18 protein-coding genes and 2 pseudogenes are annotated in these 14,918 nt (G+C 70.4%); 8 read left to right on the top strand and 12 right to left on the bottom strand.

The annotated features are described in order from the left end of the window. The first annotated feature begins 2 nt into the window (after positions 1-2). Positions 3-563 (top strand): hypothetical protein, encoded by a 561-nt coding sequence (locus ABZ267_RS02655; RefSeq protein ID WP_356746785.1) that lies wholly within the window; start codon positions 3-5, stop codon positions 561-563. On the opposite strand, the gene ABZ267_RS02650 is transcribed toward ABZ267_RS02655, so the two are convergent. Then, complete coding sequence (locus ABZ267_RS02650; protein WP_356746786.1) at positions 560-769, bottom strand: hypothetical protein; 210 nt, start codon at positions 767-769, stop codon at positions 560-562. The genes ABZ267_RS02655 and ABZ267_RS02650 overlap by 4 nt on opposite strands. A gap of 81 nt (positions 770-850) precedes the next feature. Here ABZ267_RS02650 and ABZ267_RS02645 point away from each other — a divergent pair, with 81 nt between their 5' ends. Beyond that, complete coding sequence (locus ABZ267_RS02645) at positions 851-1,828, top strand: helix-turn-helix domain-containing protein (protein WP_356746787.1); 978 nt, start codon at positions 851-853, stop codon at positions 1,826-1,828. 33 nt (positions 1,829-1,861) lie between these two features. Here ABZ267_RS02645 and ABZ267_RS02640 read toward each other — a convergent pair. From ABZ267_RS02640 to ABZ267_RS02600, 9 genes and pseudogenes are all read right to left on the bottom strand, one after another. Beyond that, positions 1,862-2,154 (bottom strand): annotated as a pseudogene (locus ABZ267_RS02640) (D-Ala-D-Ala carboxypeptidase family metallohydrolase); the annotation flags it as partial. Positions 2,155-2,252: 98 nt separating this feature from the next. Continuing rightward, positions 2,253-2,891, bottom strand: coding sequence for a peptide deformylase (gene def / locus ABZ267_RS02635; protein WP_356746788.1), 639 nt, complete (start codon positions 2,889-2,891; stop codon positions 2,253-2,255). A gap of 120 nt (positions 2,892-3,011) precedes the next feature. After that, the gene (locus ABZ267_RS02630; protein WP_356746789.1) at positions 3,012-4,007 is read right to left on the bottom strand and encodes a hypothetical protein; all 996 of its coding nucleotides are present in this window, start codon (positions 4,005-4,007) and stop codon (positions 3,012-3,014) included. A gap of 92 nt (positions 4,008-4,099) precedes the next feature. Further along, a pseudogene (locus tag ABZ267_RS02625) lies at positions 4,100-4,409 on the bottom strand (metal-dependent phosphohydrolase); the annotation flags it as partial. A 105-nt stretch (positions 4,410-4,514) separates the two neighbouring features. Continuing rightward, positions 4,515-4,709: a hypothetical protein gene (locus ABZ267_RS02620; RefSeq protein WP_356746790.1), complete on the bottom strand. Its 195-nt coding sequence runs from the start codon at positions 4,707-4,709 to the stop codon at positions 4,515-4,517. Between the two features lie 95 nt (positions 4,710-4,804). After that, entirely contained in the window at positions 4,805-5,125 is a 321-nt protein-coding gene (gene rsrA / locus ABZ267_RS02615) for a mycothiol system anti-sigma-R factor (RefSeq protein ID WP_356746791.1), read from the bottom strand. Beyond that, on the bottom strand, positions 5,122-5,778 hold the full coding sequence (locus ABZ267_RS02610) for a sigma-70 family RNA polymerase sigma factor (protein ID WP_356747237.1): 657 nt from the start codon (positions 5,776-5,778) through the stop codon (positions 5,122-5,124). Before ABZ267_RS02610 ends, rsrA begins: the two co-directional genes overlap by 4 nt. A 273-nt stretch (positions 5,779-6,051) precedes the next feature. Continuing rightward, positions 6,052-6,693, bottom strand: a complete 642-nt coding sequence (locus ABZ267_RS02605; RefSeq protein ID WP_356746792.1) for an alpha/beta family hydrolase — start codon at positions 6,691-6,693, stop codon at positions 6,052-6,054. Between the two features lie 57 nt (positions 6,694-6,750). Next, positions 6,751-7,566: an SOS response-associated peptidase gene (locus ABZ267_RS02600; RefSeq protein WP_356746793.1), complete on the bottom strand. Its 816-nt coding sequence runs from the start codon at positions 7,564-7,566 to the stop codon at positions 6,751-6,753. Positions 7,567-7,619: 53 nt separating this feature from the next. Between ABZ267_RS02600 and ABZ267_RS02595 the strand changes: the two genes are divergently transcribed. The 4 genes from ABZ267_RS02595 to ABZ267_RS02580 all read left to right on the top strand — a co-directional run bounded on the left by ABZ267_RS02595 (position 7,620) and on the right by ABZ267_RS02580 (position 11,266). Beyond that, complete coding sequence (locus tag ABZ267_RS02595; protein ID WP_356746794.1) at positions 7,620-8,333, top strand: M50 family metallopeptidase; 714 nt, start codon at positions 7,620-7,622, stop codon at positions 8,331-8,333. A gap of 112 nt (positions 8,334-8,445) precedes the next feature. Then, positions 8,446-9,798, top strand: coding sequence for a 3-phosphoshikimate 1-carboxyvinyltransferase (gene aroA, locus ABZ267_RS02590; RefSeq protein WP_356746795.1), 1,353 nt, complete (start codon positions 8,446-8,448; stop codon positions 9,796-9,798). Between the two features lie 3 nt (positions 9,799-9,801). Then, complete coding sequence (gene rsgA, locus ABZ267_RS02585; RefSeq protein WP_356746796.1) at positions 9,802-10,818, top strand: ribosome small subunit-dependent GTPase A; 1,017 nt, start codon at positions 9,802-9,804, stop codon at positions 10,816-10,818. A 124-nt stretch (positions 10,819-10,942) separates the two neighbouring features. Then, positions 10,943-11,266 carry a multidrug efflux SMR transporter gene (locus ABZ267_RS02580; RefSeq protein WP_018510081.1) on the top strand — a complete coding sequence of 108 codons (324 nt, stop codon included), beginning with the start codon at positions 10,943-10,945 and terminating at the stop codon, positions 11,264-11,266. On the opposite strand, the gene ABZ267_RS02575 is transcribed toward ABZ267_RS02580, so the two are convergent. Then, positions 11,158-11,769, bottom strand: a complete 612-nt coding sequence (locus ABZ267_RS02575) for a TetR family transcriptional regulator (RefSeq protein WP_356746797.1) — start codon at positions 11,767-11,769, stop codon at positions 11,158-11,160. The two genes, ABZ267_RS02580 and ABZ267_RS02575, sit on opposite strands and share 109 nt — an antisense overlap. A 135-nt stretch (positions 11,770-11,904) precedes the next feature. Between ABZ267_RS02575 and hisN the strand changes: the two genes are divergently transcribed. Together hisN and ABZ267_RS02565 are read left to right on the top strand one after the other, a co-directional pair. Then, a complete protein-coding gene (hisN, locus tag ABZ267_RS02570) occupies positions 11,905-12,705 on the top strand; it encodes a histidinol-phosphatase (protein ID WP_356746798.1) in 801 nt (266 codons plus the stop codon). 166 nt (positions 12,706-12,871) lie between these two features. After that, a complete protein-coding gene (locus ABZ267_RS02565) occupies positions 12,872-13,279 on the top strand; it encodes a CBS domain-containing protein (protein WP_356746799.1) in 408 nt (135 codons plus the stop codon). A gap of 70 nt (positions 13,280-13,349) precedes the next feature. Here the strand turns inward: ABZ267_RS02565 and ABZ267_RS02560 are convergent, their stop codons facing one another. Next, positions 13,350-14,819 (bottom strand): catalase, encoded by a 1,470-nt coding sequence (locus ABZ267_RS02560; RefSeq protein WP_356747239.1) that lies wholly within the window; start codon positions 14,817-14,819, stop codon positions 13,350-13,352. Between the last annotated feature and the right edge of the window lie 99 nt (positions 14,820-14,918).

The following is a 14,918-nucleotide window of genomic DNA, read 5'->3' as shown; positions in this document are numbered from 1 at the left end:
CCATGAGCAAGATCGTGAACTACAGCATGGCGAACCGCGGAAAGATCGCACGATTCCTTCCCGGACAGGATCTGAGCGCCGGCTACGTACGACTGCTGGACAAGATGCGGGAGGCGGCCCGAGTCCGCCAGGACGACCTGGACCACCAAGATGTCGACTGGGGCCTGTCGGTGCAGGACGCCCTGGAGCAGCTCGTCTCCGGACGTGCCGACTCCACCGCCGAATGGGCCGGAAGCGCCTATTACACGGCTCTCCAGATCGTCATCGACCACAACGGCAGCGACATGTCCACGCTGGCGAGCTACCGCAGTCCCATCACCGTCTTCACCACGCTGGACGACCAGCTGAGCGCGGCGGGCGTCGCCGCGGACCTGCTGCCCAGTCAGTACATCTTCAGCGGACCGCCGTCCGAGATAGCGTTCCCCATTCCTCCGCCCGTGGAGGGGTCGCCGGAGATCGGGTGCTGGCCGATGCAGCAGGCCGGGACACCTCGGTCTTCTTCTCCGTCGTCGGCTGAGCCGGCGTCTCCTTCGGGACGGCGGACCGGCAAGGCGCTCTCCTAGGCCTTCGCCCAGCCCTTCGGGTAGGAGTGCCGCGTGACCTTATAGGGTCGCGCGGCACTTCGCGTCTCCGTGGGCTCCGCCTCCCTCCGTTCCGCGTCGCGCAGCTGACGGTCGATGCGGCGCTCGCGGATGAGGCCGACGGCGGCCGGGAAGGCGACGAGAGCAAAGAGGACGGTCACGGTCAGGTAGTTCAGGAAGAGGTTCATGGCTCTACTGTCGTCCGCCAGGACCACTTTCATCAGTGGCAGCACTGCCACACAGCATCAAATTACTGCCACACTCTCTCCATGCTGAAAAATGTCGCCGCTCTCCTGATCGACGAGGTCCATCCCTTCGAACTCGGCGTGCTGGCCGAGGTCTTCGGCCTGGACCGGAGCGAAGAGGGCCTGCCGGTCCACGACTTCGCGGTCGTCTCCGCCGGGGGCCCCGAGCTGCGGACCCACGCCGGCTTCACCATCCGTACCGAGCACGGCCTGGAGCGGTTGGAGGAGGCCGACCTCATCGCCGTACCGGCCGGCAGCAACTTCGTGGACCGCGAGTATCCGGACGAGGCCCTGGACGCGTTGCGGCGGGCCGTGGAGCGCGGGGCGCGGGTGCTGAGCGTCTGTTCCGGGGCGTACGTCCTCGGGGCGGCGGGCCTGCTGGACGGGCGCCGCTGCACCACGCACTGGCGCCACGCGGCCGAGCTTGCCCGCCGCTATCCGAAGGCCATCGTGGAGCCGGACGTGCTGTACGTGGACGAGGGCTCCGTCATCACCTCGGCCGGAACCGCCTCGGGCATCGACGCCTGCCTCCACCTGGTGCGCCAGGAGTACGGGCAGGACGCGGCCAACACCATCGCCCGGCGCATGGTGGTGCCGCCGCACCGGGACGGCGGCCAGGCGCAGTACATCAGCCGCCCGCTCCCCCGGAACGCCTGCGACACCGTCGGCTCCACGCTGGCGTGGATGGAGGGCCACCTCGACCAGGAGATGTCGGTGGAGCAACTGGCGGCGCAGGCGCACATGTCGCCGCGCACCTTCGCCCGCCGCTTCCAGCAGGAGACCGGCACGACCCCGTACCGCTGGCTGCTGCGGCAGCGGGTGCTGCTGGCCCAGCATCTGCTGGAGACCTCCGACCGGACGGTCGACACGATCGCCTCGCAGACGGGATTCGGTACGGCGGCGACTCTGCGCCACCAGTTCGTACGGACGCTCGGAACGACGCCGAACGCCTACCGGCGGACCTTCCGGGGCCCGGCGAGCACCGTGCCCGACGTCGCCTGAAGGCGGACGCCGGGCACGATCAGATGCTGGTGATCAAATACCGCACTGCGAGGCCGACCAGAAGCGGTTCGGCCCCTGGTTGACGTGCACGTGGTCGCCGTGGCCCGCGTAGCCCGGGCCGAGGTTCCGCGGAAGCCGTGGTAGCGGGCCTGCTTGGCCAGCGTGCACAGGGAGTGCGGCGAGGCGCCGAGGTCGACCGCGTCGCCGTACAGGTGACGGCTGTTGGTCGCGCCGCCGACGGCCGCGTTGCAGGAGGTGGAGCGGAAGCCGCTGGTCACGCGGATGGACTTGTCGCCGAGCGCGTGGCGCAGCGCCTCCAGCTTCCAGCGTCAACTACGGCAAGGGAAAAGGCAGTTATCTGCCACGGGTACGCGAAAGCCCGGCACCGGTTTCCCGTGCCGGGCCTCTCTCACGGACGACGTCCTCAGTCGTTCGGGACCGTCTCGTAGCGCGGCGTGCCCTCTTCCATCTGCCGGAGCGCGTCCTTGCGTTCGCGCTTGGAGAGCCGGTCGATGTACAGGTAGCCGTACAGGTGGTCCGTCTCGTGCTGGAGGCAGCGCGCGAAATAGCCGGTGCCCTTGACGCGGATCGGGTTGCCCTTCGCGTCCTGGCCGCGCACCACGGCGTAGTCGGGACGGGCGAGGGAGGCGTAGGCGGTCGGGACCGACAGGCAGCCCTCGTTGGAGTCGTCCAGCACCCGCGCCTCGGGGGCCAGCTCCTCCAGGACCGGGTTGCAGACCACGCCGGTGTGGCGGTTGCCGTCGTCGTCCGGGCAGTCGTAGACGAAGACCTTGAGGTCCACACCGATCTGGTTGGCCGCCAGGCCCACGCCCTCGGCCGTCTTCTGGCTGGCGAACATGTCGTCGATGAGCTGCGCCAGCTCGTCGCCGAACTCGGTGACGTCCTTGCACTCCTTGTGCAGCACCGGGTTGCCCACGACCGTGATCGGACGCGACGTACCGCGCTCCCGGTACGCCGCCTCGCGCTCCTCGCAGTCCTCGGTGTCGACGACGAACCCCTCGTCGTCCACGTCGATCCGCCCGTCCGTCTCCTGCTGCGACATGTCCGCCGTACGCCTTCCTGCAAAACCTGAACTCGGTGACCCCGCCGGACCCGGCCGGATGCCGGGATGCGCGGGAGGAACAGCACCGCGATCGGTGCGCGTACAGCCTACGGGCAGCGGTCAGCAGACTTCTTCGAGATCCCGCCACTCGCGGCTGTCCGGACTGTCGGCGACCCAGCCGTCCAGCAGCCCGCGCACCAGCCCGCCCGGCGCCGCCAGACCGCACTCGCGCTCGGGAACCCACAGGTCACCGCCGCCCGCCGTGCGGTGGCCGAGCGGCCCGGGATGGCCCGGCTCGCTGTGGTCGTGCGGGTCCAGGTGCTCGCCGTCGCCCTCGTCGCTCTCCATCCGGCTCTCCGAACAGGCCCGGCACAGCAGCCGTACGGACGAGGACCAGTCCTCGGCGGCGAACCCGGCGTCCGAGGCGAGCTTCTCCAGCGCGTCCCGGTCCTCCTCGGTGGCCGCCTCCAGCAGCACCACCCAGGTCGGCACGGGCGAAGGCGCCCAGAGCTCGATCTCGTCGAAGACCGGATACGAAGGTCCGGCGGCGGTGACCCGCTCGCCGTTCGGCACTCCGTCGTGCAGCACGACCTCGCCCCAGCGCCGTCCGGAGGACGGCAGCGGGATGGAGAGCACCTCCATCCGCGCCGGGTCGAGCCGGCGGCCCCAGACCACCTCGGCCTCGCCCTCCGGCGAGAGCCGCACCGCCGCGCTGCCCAGCTCCATGCCGGTCGGCTCGGTGGTGGCCGCGCTGTTCAGCCCGGAGCCGGGCACCTTGAGGCCGTACGCCTGCCAGGCCCGGCGCGCCAGCGGCCAGTCCTGGAGCGCGGTGGCGGCGATGCCGACGTTCCACCAGTCCGGTGCGCCGGACTCGCGGTCCAGCAGCGCGACCGCCCGCAGGCCCGCCGCGCGCGCCTGCTCCCAGTCGTGCCGGAACTTGTGGAGCAGCGCCAGATTGAACCAGGACTCCGAGAGCCAGGGCTCCAGATCCGCCGCGCGCGTCAGCAGCGCCCCCGCGTCCTCGTACCGGCCGTCGCCGATCAGCGTGAACGCGCGGTCCGTGGCCTGCCGCCAAGAGGCGGACGGCCGATGCCGTACCTTCCCGAAGATCCTCACGATTCCCGCCTGTCCCGACTGGACACCCTCGTTTTCCGCTCTGCTTTCGCATCCAACCATGCCCGGCCGGACGCCCGCTCATTACCCATGGGTTACCCAGCCCCGGCCCGGGTCAGACCGTCCCGGCCGAGGACTCTGGCGAGGGCCTCCACCACCTGCGGCTGGTGGTCGCATCCGGTGGCGAGCCCGCCCTCCTCCAGCGTCCCCAGCGGCCCGGCGACGCCTTCCCCGCACAGGTCCTCGTATGCGTTGACCGTCCTGACGATTCCGGCGGCGGGCAGCCGCTCCCGGTACGGATCGGCCTGCTGCTCGACCACCGAAGCGGCCTGCGGGTCCACTACAGGTCCGGCGCACCACCGCCCCGCCGAGCAGCGCGATCCGGCGCTGCTCGGCGGCGGGCAGCCGGACGGTGGTGCCCGGAGCAGTCCAGGGCGGTCAGCACCACGGAGAAGGTGAGGGCGGCCGCGGCGGCAGAAGCAAGGCGGCGGCGGGCAGCAGAGGCAGGAATCATTCGGCACCGGCCTGGGCGGAACCAGGGCCGATGTGGCGCCCGGCGGTTTCACAGGCGAGGCGGAGTGCGGCGAGCAAGGCCGCCGTGCTCCACGGAATGGCCTCGGAGATCGGGGCCGGGAGCGCGCAGCAGGCGACGGTGATCACCGCCGCCAGGATGCAGCCGCGCGCCGCCACCGATGTGCCTCTCACGCCCGCACCCGCCCCCATGGTTCCTGGAGGCGCCATGCCGGCGAGCCCGGCGGGTCCGCCGAGCCGCTACAGATGCGATGAGCACATTCGGGTGACTACTCCCGCGCGCTCGCGGTCTGATCCGCTCCGGCGACGGTGATGTCCTGTTCCGGCACGGCCTCGCCGGCGCGGATCAGGTCGATCCGGCCCATCACCTTGGAGCGCAGGTCGGTCGGGACCTCGTCCTGACCGCAGCAGCGCTTGACCAGCTTCTTCACGGCCTGCTCCAGGCCGTACTTCTCCAGGCACGGCGAGCACTCCTCGAAGTGCACCTCGAACTTGGTGCAGTCGCCCTCGGGCATCTCCCGGTCGAGAAACTCGTAGAGATGGTCGAGGACCTCCGAGCAGTCCGTCTCGTGCGGCTCTCCGCAGCTCATGAGGTAGAGCCCTTCCGATCGTCCGAACCACCGGCACCGGTCGCGACGAGCCCGCGCTCCCGGGCGTAGTCCTCCAGCATGCCGCGCAGCTGGCGGCGGCCGCGGTGGAGCCGGGACATCACCGTACCGATGGGAGTCCCCATGATGTCCGCGATCTCCTTGTAGGCAAAGCCCTCGACATCGGCGAGATAGACGGCGATGCGGAACTCTTCGGGAATCGCCTGGAGTGCCGACTTCACATCGGAGTCCGGCAGGTGGTCGAGAGCCTGGGACTCGGCGGAGCGCAGACCGGTCGACATGTGCGACTCGGCGCGCGCCAGCTGCCAGTCCTCGATCTCCTCGGCGGCGCTGCGCTGGGGCTCACGCTGCTTCTTGCGGTACGAGTTGATGAAGGTGTTGGTGAGGATGCGGTACATCCACGCCTTGAGGTTCGTGCCCTCGCGGAACTGGTGGAAGGAGCCGTACGCCTTGGCGTAGGTCTCCTGGACCAGGTCCTCGGCGTCGGCGGGGTTGCGCGTCATGCGGAGCGCGGCCGAGTACATCTGGTCGAGAAAGCCGAGGGCGTCCCGCTCGAAGCGCGCGTTGCGCTCGGCGGTCGTCTCCGGTGCGCGGCCGTCGTCGGTCCCTGTGTCGGTCCCAGTGACCGGACCCACCTCCTCCAACGATGTGGCGGAGCCGAAACCGGACCCGCTCGCCTCGGAGAATAGTCGACCTTGCTGGGAGACGGGCTGTCGATCAGCGCCGCCCTTCGACCGCTCACGGGTGGTCTTCGCCGCAGGCAGCACGGTCCACTCCAGTTCAGCGGCGTTCGAGCGGCTGGGGCAGATGGTCGAACCCATGCGACGGACTCCCTCTCCACGTACGACGTTGTTGTACCGACGTCCCGAACAACAGCGCCTCCGTACGCGGCATTCCCGTGGTCCGTGTCACCGGAGGGACGTGAGCCATCCGGTGATCGCTCCGGTGATGACGTCCATCGTCTGGGCCTCACTCCGTCCGGACTTCTTCGGTACGGCGAAGCCGTGGTCGCCGTACGGCACTTCCGTCAGCTCGTACGGGCCGGGCGGGAACTCCTCCGGTCGCCCGAACGGGTCGTTGCCGCCTTGGACCACCAGGGTCGGCACGCCGGTGGAGAGCAGTTCGTCGGCCCGGGATTTCTCCGGCTTGCCCGGAGGATGGAGCGGGAAGCTGAGCGCGAGGACGGCCGCCGCGCCGAGCTCGGTCGCGGTCCGGCAGGCGACCCGGGCGCCGGCGCTGCGGCCTCCCGCGACGACGGGCAGCCCGGGCGCGGCCAGCGCGGGCCACAGACCACGCCAGCCGGTGTCCAGGGTCTTCGGAGCGGGCGCCACCTTCTTGCCGGCCACCCGCCACGGCTGCTCCACCAGCGCGACGGTGACCCCGAGCGCGGGCAGGGCGGCGGCGATGGCCTGCAGGTCGCGGGCCTCGATACCGCCGCCGGCGCCATGGCTCGCGGCCAGCACGAAGCGGGGCTCGGTGGAGGCCAGGGCGTGGAACCAGGTGATCCGGGCCTCACCGGCGTCGGTCTGCACGTTCTGTTGACGGTTCACGCGGCCATCCTCTCCCGCGTGCCGCTCAGTACAGCGTGGACTCCTCCGGCGTACGGCTCAGAACAGCGTGGACTCCTCCGGCGCGGCCAGCTCCTCCAGCAGTTCCGGCCCGTTGTTGCGGACGTTGCTGACGGCGGTGGCGACCGGATAGGCGCGCATCAGTCCGCCGGGCGGCGGCTCCAGCAGCGCGCGCAGCTCGTCCTCGCCGGTGTGCGAGGGGTCCAGCCAGGTGTCCCAGCGGTCCGGCGTGAGCATCAGCGGCATCCGCGGGTGGATGTCGGCGAGCGCGCCGGGGCCCTCGGCCGGTGCGACAGCGAGCGGCGAGGTCTCGGCCTCGGTGGTGATCACCGAGCACGTCACCCACCAGGCGTTCTCGTGGTCGCCGGGCAGGGTCGGGTCGCGCCAGAACTCGTACAGTCCGGCCATCGCGAAGACCGAGCCGTCGGCCGGCGTGACGAAGTAGGGCTGCTTCCGCGCCCGCTTCTTGCCCTTCTTCTCCTCCAGCTGCCGCTCCTCCTTGCCGGTGACCCACTCGTAGTAGCCGTCGGCGGGCAGGATGCAGCGGCGCTGGGCGAAGGCGCGGCGGAAGGACGGCTTCTCGTGCACGGTCTCCGCGCGGGCGTTGATCATCCGGGCCGCGCCTTCGGGCGTCTTCGACCAGGACGGCACGAGGCCCCACTTCAAGGCCCGCAACTGGCGAACCGGACGCTGGTCGTCCGCGTCCTTAACAGGACGCTCCAGTACCGCGTAGACCTCTTTGGTCGGCGCCACGTTCCAGTCCGGCTCCAGGGTCTCGGTGGGTTCCCACTTCTCGATCCCGAAGAGTCCGGTCAGGTCCTCGGGCCGCCGACTCGCTGCATACCTGCCACACATAGGTGCCAGACTGCCACGACCGCCCGCCCCCGCCGCAAGGAGTCGCCCGGCCGATGAACAGCACCGAACTGGGCGATCTGTGGGATCGCCTCACCGGCACCCAGTCCGCACCCGAGCAGTGGCTGGTGGTGGTGACGGCCGCGCTGGCGCTCATCGCCGTCGTGCCGAACCCGATATGGCGCCTCGCGCGCAACACCATCACCATCGCGCACGAGGGCGGCCACGGCCTGGTGGCCCTGCTCACCGGACGCCAGCTCTCCGGCATCCGGCTGCACTCGGACACCAGCGGACTGACCGTGAGCCGCGGCAAGCCGACGGGCATCGGCATGATCCTCACAGCCGCGGCCGGCTACACGGCGCCTTCGCTGCTGGGTCTGGGCGGCGCCTGGCTGCTGACCAACGGCCGGATCACGCTGCTCCTGTGGATCGCGACCGCGCTGCTCGCGGCGATGCTGGTGATGATCCGCAATGTGTACGGGGCGCTCACCGTCATCCTGACCGGTACGGCGTTCCTGCTGGTGTCCTGGCTGACCTCCTCGGACGTGCAGTCGGCGTTCGCGTACACGGCGGTCTGGTTCCTGCTGCTGGGCGGGGTGCGGCCGGCGTTCGAGCTCCAGTCCAAGCGGCGCTTCGGCGGTGCTCCGGACTCCGACGCGGACCAGCTGGCCCGGCTGACCCACGCTCCGGCGGTGCTGTGGCTCTTCCTCTTCCACGCGGTGTCGCTGTGCTCGCTGATCGGCGGCGGGCGCTGGCTGCTGGGCTGGTGAGCTCCAGGATCGGAGAGCGCGACTCCGGTCCGTACCAAGATTTCGTTACGCGGCGGTTTCCGCCCATTTGTTGACGATCCGGGGCGGGCCCGGAGCCACTAAAGTAAAGGCCATGACCGAGAGTTCCGTGCACCCCGCCCTCTGGCCCGCACCTCACGCGACTGGAGCCGTCGACGCGACCGTCACCGTGCCCGGATCCAAATCGGTCACCAACCGGGCGCTCGTGCTGGCTTCGCTCGCCTCCGAGCCGGGCTGGCTCCGCCGCCCGCTGCGCTCCCGCGACACCCTGCTGATGGCCGACGCGCTGCGCGCGATGGGCGTCGGCATCGAGGAGACGATCTCCTCCTCGTCCGCCACCAGCCCGTCCGCCGCCGCCTCCTCGGACAGCACCGGCGAGGCCTGGCGCGTCATCCCGGCGGGGCTGCACGGCCCGGTCACCGTCGACGTCGGCAACGCCGGCACCGTCATGCGCTTCCTGCCGCCCGTCGCCACGCTCGCCGACGGTCCGGTCCGCTTCGACGGCGACCCGCGCTCGTACGAACGTCCGCTGACCGGCGTCATCGAAGGGCTGCGGGCGCTGGGCGCGCGGATCGACGACGACGGACGCGGTGCGCTGCCGCTGACCGTGCACGGCGGCGGAGCGCTGGACGGCGGCCCGGTGGCGATCGACGCGTCGTCGTCCTCGCAGTTCGTCTCGGCGCTGCTGCTGTCGGGGCCGCGCTTCAACCAGGGTGTGGAGGTCCGGCACACCGGCTCCGTCCTGCCCTCGATGCCGCACATCCGGATGACCGTCGACATGCTGCGGGCCGTCGGCGCGCAGGTGGACGAGCCGGAGACCGGCGGCGAGCCGAACGTGTGGCGGGTCTCGCCGTCCGCGCTGCTCGGCCGGGACCTGACGATCGAGCCGGACCTCTCCAACGCGCAGCCGTTCCTGGCCGCCGCGCTGGTGACCGGCGGCAAGGTCACCATCCCGGACTGGCCCGAGCGGACCACTCAGCCGGGTGACGCGCTGCGCGAGATCTTCACCGCGATGGGTGGCAGCTGCGAGCTGACCGAGCGCGGGCTGATCTTCACCGGCACCGGCAGGATCCACGGCATCGACGTGGACCTCGGCGAGGTCGGCGAGCTGACGCCGGGCATCGCGGCGGTCGCGGCGCTGGCCGACTCACCTTCCACGCTCAGCGGCGTCGCGCATCTGCGGCTCCACGAGACGGACCGGCTGGCCGCGCTCACCAAGGAGATCAACGAGCTGGGCGGCGACGTCACCGAGACGGCCGACGGGCTGCACATCCGCCCGCGCCCGCTGCACGGCGGCGTCTTCCACACGTACGACGACCACCGCATGGCCACCGCCGGTGCGATCATCGGCCTCGCGGTCAAGGGCGTGGAGATCGAGAACGTGGGCACGACCGCCAAGACCCTGCCGGACTTCCCGGACATGTGGACCGGAATGCTCGGGGTCTAGAACATGCGCCGCTACGGGAAGAACCCCGACGAGGACGACATCCGCGTCCGCCCCAACCGCAAGGGCAACCGGCCGCGTACGCACATCCGGCCCAAGCACGAGGACGCCGAGGACGGCATGGTCCTCACCGTCGACCGGGGCCGGCTCACCTGCCTCGTCGACGGCCGGACCGTGGTGGCGATGAAGGCCCGCGAGCTGGGCCGCAAGGCCGCCGTGGTCGGCGACACCGTCTCCATCGTCGGGGACCTGTCCGGCGAGAAGGACACGCTGGCCCGGATCGTGCGCATCGCCTCGCGCCGTACGGTGCTGCGGCGCACGGCCGACGACGACGATCCGTACGAGCGGGTGGTCGTCGCCAACGCCGACCAACTGGCGATCGTCACCGCGCTGGCCGACCCGGAGCCGCGCCCGCGCATGATCGACCGCTGTCTGGTGGCGGCGTACGACGGCGGCCTCACCCCGCTGCTGGTGCTGACCAAGTCCGACCTGGCCTCGCCGGACAAGCTGCTGGAGGCGTACACGCCGCTCGGCGTCCCGTACATCGTGACCAACCGCGAGGAGCTGGAGAACGGCGGCGCGGCGGAGCAGGTGCGCGAGCAGCTGGACGGCAAGATCACCGCTTTCGTCGGGCACTCCGGCGTCGGTAAGACGACGCTGGTCAACGCGCTGGTGCCGAAGGACCGGCGGCGGACCACCGGCATCGTCAACGCGGTGACCGGCCGCGGCCGGCACACCACCACCTCCGCGCTCGCGCTGCCGCTGCCCGACGGCCGCGGCTGGGTCGTCGACACTCCCGGCGTACGGTCGTTCGGACTGCACCACGTCGACCCGTCACGCGTCATCAACGCCTTCCCGGACCTGATGCCGGGCACCGAGAACTGCCCGCGCGGCTGCACCCACGACGAGAACCAGCCGGAGTGCGCGCTGGACGCCTGGGTGGCCGAGGGACACGCGGATCCGGCGCGGCTCGACTCGCTGCGGCGGCTGCTGGCGACCCGGGAACGGCGCGAGGGCGACTGAGCCGGAGCGCACCCGGTTCTCGCGCCACGGGCATGTTTGCCGGTTTCAACGATCGGCAGAGGCATAATCGCACCGTGCGGGACCGATCGGTCCACCCCGTCACCTACGCAGGAGGCAACGGACGATGGCATGGCTGCTGGTCGTGGTCGCCGGACTGCTGGAGACCGGTTTCGCCGTCTGTCTGAAGCTCTCGCACGGCTTCACCCGGATCTGGCCGACCATCGCGTTCGCCGCGTTCGCCTTGAGCAGCTTCGGCCTGCTGACGATGGCCCTGAAGAAGCTGGACGTCGGACCGGCGTACGCGGTGTGGACCGGCATCGGCGCGGCGGGGACGGCGATCTACGGCATGGTCTTCCTCGGTGACGTCGTCTCGACGCTGAAGCTGGTGTCGATCTCGCTGGTGATCATCGGAGTGATCGGGCTCCAGCTGTCCGGCTCCGCGCACTGAGCGGACCGGCGGGGCGCGATCACATGGGAGAGCGCGAGCCGGAGTGCGGTCTCGCAGCGTTCCGCGGCCGCCGAAAGTGAGGCGGGCGCGTGCGACGCGGCCACCATGCGGTCCCTGGCCAGCGCGAGGAGCCGGGCCGGGTCCGGGACCTCATGGCCCGGGAGCTCATGGCCCGGCCGGGGCAGTCCCTCGGCCCAGAGTCCCGTGAGCAACCCTTTGACCAGCGGATCCGCGCGGGCGGCTCGTACGGTCCAGCGCGCCACGGCGACCGGATGCGCCGGCGCGGGAGCCGTCAGTGCGCGGTCCACGCCGGTCAGATAGCGGTCGGCGGCCTGGCACAGCACGGCGGTGGCCAGACCGGCCTTGGTGGAGAACTCGTTGTAGAGGGTCTGCCGCGAGACACCGGCGAGCGCGGCGACGTCGGCCATCCGCACCGTGTGCCAGGGCCGGTCGGCGAGCGCTCTGAGAGCGGCGTCCAGCAGGGCGTCTCGCGCTGTCGGCATCGCCGCCTCCCACGCCCGGGGCCGTGCCGGGGGCCTGCGGTTCAGAGTTGAGGCGCTCATGGCGACTGTCAAGGGTCCGCGTACGGGGACGGGGGCCGGTGGCCTATGCCCCGTACAGCTGGATACTGTGACGGCATGCCCGACTACCACGATGATCTGCGCCTCGCCCATGTACTGGCGGACGCCGCTGACGCGGCGACCATGGACCGGTTCAAGGCTCTCGACCTGAAGGTGGAGACCAAGCCGGACATGACGCCGGTGAGCGAGGCCGACAAGGCCGCCGAGGAGCTGATCCGGGGCCATCTCCATCGGGCCCGTCCGCGCGACGCGATCCTGGGCGAGGAGTACGGGGTCGAGGGCACCGGGCCGCGGCGCTGGGTGATCGACCCGATCGACGGCACCAAGAACTACGTACGCGGTGTGCCGGTGTGGGCGACGCTGATCTCGCTGATGGAGGCCGGTGAGCAGGGCTTCCAGCCGGTGGTCGGTGTGGTCTCCGCGCCGGCGCTGAACCGGCGCTGGTGGGCGGCGAAGGGCGCCGGCGCGTACTCCGGGCGCAGCCTCACCTCCGCGACCCGGCTGCATGTGTCGAAGGTGGAGACGATCGCGGACTCCTCGTTCGCGTTCTCCTCATTGAGCGGCTGGGAGGAGCAGGGCCGCCTGGACGGCTTCCTGGACCTGACGCGGGCCTGCTGGCGGACGCGAGGATACGGGGACTTCTGGCCGTACATGATGGTGGCCGAGGGTTCCGTGGACATCTGCGCGGAGCCGGAGCTCTCGCTCTGGGACATGGCGGCGAACGCGATCATCGTCCAGGAGGCGGGCGGCCGCTTCACCGACCTGGAAGGAACCGACGGTCCCGGCGGTGCGAACGGGGCCGCGTCGAACGGTCTGCTCCACGACGAGCTGCTCGGCTACCTCAACCAGCGCTACTGAGACCTGTGCCTGCTGGGGAGTGCGGCGCGTGATCGCGCACTCCCCCGGTGTGCGCCCGGTCCACCCCTTGTCGGCCCGCCCCAAGGATGCAACTCTGAGAGTCCCCCCACTTGTGAACTTGTGAATCGACTCACAGAGTCGGCGCACCGAGGAGGTGGCTCGTTTCATGCTCGTCCGTGACGCCATGAGCACGGTGGTCCTCACCATCGGCCCCACCCACACGCTCCGCCAGGCCGCCAGGCTGATGTCGGCCCGCCGCATCGGAGCGGCCGTCGTCCACGACCCGGACACCTGCGGGCTCGGGATCATCACCGAGCGCGACATCCTCAACGCGATCGGATCGGGCCAGAACCCCGATCAGGAGACCGCGTCCGCCCACACCACCACCGAGGTGGTGTTCGCCGCCCCGGCCTGGACCCTGGAGGAGGCCGCGGAAGCCATGACGCACGGCGGGTTCCGGCATCTGATCGTGCTGGACGACACCGGCCCGGTCGGCATCGTGTCGGTGCGTGACATCATCCGCTGCTGGGCGCCGAGCCGTCGAGGTACGGTGGCGGCCGCCGGGTCGGCGTAATCCTCTGCGAACGCCCGGTGGGCCGGATCCCCGTGAGGGAGCCGGCCCACCGTCGACGGCAAGCGTCCGATCAGCCGCGAAGGGCCTGGACCGCGGCTTCCAGCCGCTTGCCGAAGTCTCCGTCCGCCTGGCGGAAGTTGTCGATCGCGCGCTCGGCGATGTCGTCGCGCGAGACCTGGGAGATGAACCCGGCGAGGTTGTCGATCAACCGGCCCTTCTCGTCCTCCGACATCAACCGGTAGAGGTCTCCGGCCTGCACGAAGTCGTCGTCATCGGCGTGACGGGGAGCCTCGGTGCTGCCGGTGGTGCCGCTGACCGGCACGGGCTGCCAGAGCGGGCGGTCCGTCTGGACGGGGCCGCCGAAGCTGTTCGGCTCGTAGTTCTTGGCGCCCTGGTGCCGGCCGTCGTAGAGGTGGCCGTCCCTGCTGTTGGTACGCGCCTCGGTGGCGTGCGGGCGGTTCACCGGCAGGTGGTCGGCGTTGATGCCGACCCGGTAGCGGTGCGCGTCGCCGTACGCGAAGAGCCGGCCCTGGAGCATCTTGTCCGGGGACGGGCCGATGCCCGGCACGAAGTGCGCGGGGCTGAAGATCGACTGCTCGACCTCGGCGAAGATGTTCTCCGGGTTGCGGTTGAGCTCCAGCTTGCCGATCTCGATCGGCGGGTGGTCCGCGTGCGGCCACACCTTGGTGAGGTCGAACGGGTTGAAGCGGTACGTCGCCGCGTCCGCCGCCGGCATGATCTGGACCTGCACCGTCCAGGACGGGAAGTCACCGCTCTCGATCGACTCGCGCAGGTCGCGCTGGTGCGAGTCCGGGTCGACACCGGAGAGGCGGACGGCCTCCTCGGTGGTGAGGTTCTTGACGCCCTGGTCGGTCTTGAAGTGGTACTTGACCCAGAAGACCTCGCCGGCCTCGTTGTTCCACTGGAAGGTGTGCGAGCCGTACCCGTTCATGTGGCGCAGCGTGGCCGGGATGCCCCGGTCGCCGAAGAGCCAGGTCACCTGGTGCGTCGACTCGGGCGACAGACCCCAGAAGTCCCAGACGTTGTCCGCCTCCTGCGAGCCGGTGTACGGGTCGCGCTTCTGGGTGTGGATGAAGTCGGGGAACTTGATGGCGTCCTTGATGAAGAACACCGGCGTGTTGTTGCCGACGAGGTCGTAGTTGCCCTCCTCGGTGTAGAACTTCAGCGCGAAACCGCGCGGGTCGCGCACGGCGTCGGCGGAGCCGAGGTTGCCGGCGACCGTGGAGAAGCGCAGGAACGTCTCGGTCTCCTTGCCGACCTCGGAGAGGAACTTCGCCCGGGTCCACTGCGACACGTCACGGGTGACGGTGAAGGTGCCGTACGCGCCGGCGCCGCGGGCGTGCACGACGCGCTCCGGGATGCGCTCCCGGTTGAAGTGGGCGAGCTTCTCCAGCAACGCCTGGTCCTGGACCAGAACCGGACCGCCGACGCCCGCGGTCTCGCTGTTCTGGTTGTCGGCCACCGGCGCGCCGGCCTCCGTGGTGAGCGGTCCCTGCGTCACGTGCGCCTCCTGCGTCATGTCCTGTACAGCCATCTGTTTTCCGTACAGCCCTACCCCTTGGCCAATGCTGTTCTCGATCCTACAATAGACATTGTCTAAGTCAATTGAAGATCCAAA

This window comes from Streptomyces sp. NPDC006174 (genome assembly GCF_040614075.1).
Taxonomy (GTDB): domain Bacteria; phylum Actinomycetota; class Actinomycetes; order Streptomycetales; family Streptomycetaceae; genus Streptomyces.
This window is presented reverse-complemented; position numbering and strand designations above follow the sequence as displayed.

What these genes read in the sequence shown, in the direction of transcription:
- ABZ267_RS02645 (WP_356746787.1), top strand. Translation starts at nt 851, where the DNA reads ATGCTGAAAAATGTCGCCGCTCTCCTGATCGACGAGGTCCATCCCTTC.
- rsgA (WP_356746796.1), top strand. Translation starts at nt 9,802, where the DNA reads ATGCGCCGCTACGGGAAGAACCCCGACGAGGACGACATCCGCGTCCGC.
- ABZ267_RS02580 (WP_018510081.1), top strand. Translation starts at nt 10,943, where the DNA reads ATGGCATGGCTGCTGGTCGTGGTCGCCGGACTGCTGGAGACCGGTTTC.
- ABZ267_RS02565 (WP_356746799.1), top strand. Translation starts at nt 12,872, where the DNA reads ATGCTCGTCCGTGACGCCATGAGCACGGTGGTCCTCACCATCGGCCCC.
- ABZ267_RS02655 (WP_356746785.1), top strand. Translation starts at nt 3, where the DNA reads ATGAGCAAGATCGTGAACTACAGCATGGCGAACCGCGGAAAGATCGCA.
- ABZ267_RS02600 (WP_356746793.1), bottom strand. Translation starts at nt 7,566, where the DNA reads ATGTGTGGCAGGTATGCAGCGAGTCGGCGGCCCGAGGACCTGACCGGA.
- ABZ267_RS02595 (WP_356746794.1), top strand. Translation starts at nt 7,620, where the DNA reads ATGAACAGCACCGAACTGGGCGATCTGTGGGATCGCCTCACCGGCACC.
- aroA (WP_356746795.1), top strand. Translation starts at nt 8,446, where the DNA reads ATGACCGAGAGTTCCGTGCACCCCGCCCTCTGGCCCGCACCTCACGCG.
- ABZ267_RS02575 (WP_356746797.1), bottom strand. Translation starts at nt 11,769, where the DNA reads ATGCCGACAGCGCGAGACGCCCTGCTGGACGCCGCTCTCAGAGCGCTC.
- rsrA (WP_356746791.1), bottom strand. Translation starts at nt 5,125, where the DNA reads ATGAGCTGCGGAGAGCCGCACGAGACGGACTGCTCGGAGGTCCTCGAC.
- ABZ267_RS02560 (WP_356747239.1), bottom strand. Translation starts at nt 14,819, where the DNA reads ATGACGCAGGAGGCGCACGTGACGCAGGGACCGCTCACCACGGAGGCC.
- def (WP_356746788.1), bottom strand. Translation starts at nt 2,891, where the DNA reads ATGTCGCAGCAGGAGACGGACGGGCGGATCGACGTGGACGACGAGGGG.
- ABZ267_RS02650 (WP_356746786.1), bottom strand. Translation starts at nt 769, where the DNA reads ATGAACCTCTTCCTGAACTACCTGACCGTGACCGTCCTCTTTGCTCTC.
- hisN (WP_356746798.1), top strand. Translation starts at nt 11,905, where the DNA reads ATGCCCGACTACCACGATGATCTGCGCCTCGCCCATGTACTGGCGGAC.